Genomic DNA, 684 nt, shown 5'->3' with positions numbered 1-684 from the left:
TCATTTGTAAATTTCCTTAGGTGATAGAGTTGGGCAATATATTGGATAAAAATGGTTTTTATATCCGCTGAACCTAGTGTATTCAATTTTTTTTGGTTTCACAAATTCTTCTGTCAAAATCTCCTGATTTAACGGTGTTTATTCCACCAGACAAACCACCCATATGGCCAAACCATTCAGTACCATCATTATTAGCGATTAATGTGCCTCTCACACGATCTCTGCTCGGATGGTTCTTATTAATAATAGGATTTATCTCTACAATAATTCTGTTTTTCTGATCCTGAACTGGGAATCCGATACCAAATGCGTTAAAATAGCGGCCCTTAGACTCTTGAAAATAGGCCCACAAATTTATGTCGTGCCTATAGTAAAATGGACGGTCCAACATTACTCCGCGAGGAAATGCAAAGTCCGCCCTCCCGTTATCTGAGTTTTCTTTAAAAAAAATTCGAAATCTATCCATTAAGGTTTTGCGATCATTTTCATTTGTAATTTCAATCATGATATTTCCTTTAAATGATCTGTTGGTAGAAGATTTAATCTAAATCCTTCGTTCGTGCCGTGCGTCTACACCAACGGAAGACAGCGAAAACTAGATCATGGCGAAGTATGGTCGCTCCCCGAAAAAACCCCTCGTACCAAAGGGGGAGGCTTGACGCGCGAGGGGGAACAGTTCGGTTT

The 684-nt window shown here is 39.5% G+C and carries 1 protein-coding gene; it reads right to left on the bottom strand.

The window, feature by feature from the left end:
• Nucleotides 1–82 precede the first annotated feature (82 nt).
• A complete protein-coding gene (locus tag VZ95_RS24820) occupies nucleotides 83–505 on the bottom strand; it encodes a hypothetical protein (protein ID WP_156995523.1) in 423 nt (140 codons plus the stop codon).
• Between the last annotated feature and the right edge of the window lie 179 nt (nucleotides 506–684).

This window comes from Elstera litoralis, assembly GCF_000963705.1.
GTDB lineage: Bacteria > Pseudomonadota > Alphaproteobacteria > Elsterales > Elsteraceae > Elstera > Elstera litoralis.
This window is presented reverse-complemented; position numbering and strand designations above follow the sequence as displayed.

Bases quoted from the DNA above. Each gene is read 5' to 3' on its own strand.
- VZ95_RS24820 (WP_156995523.1), bottom strand. From the start codon at position 505: ATGATTGAAATTACAAATGAAAATGATCGCAAAACCTTAATGGATAGA.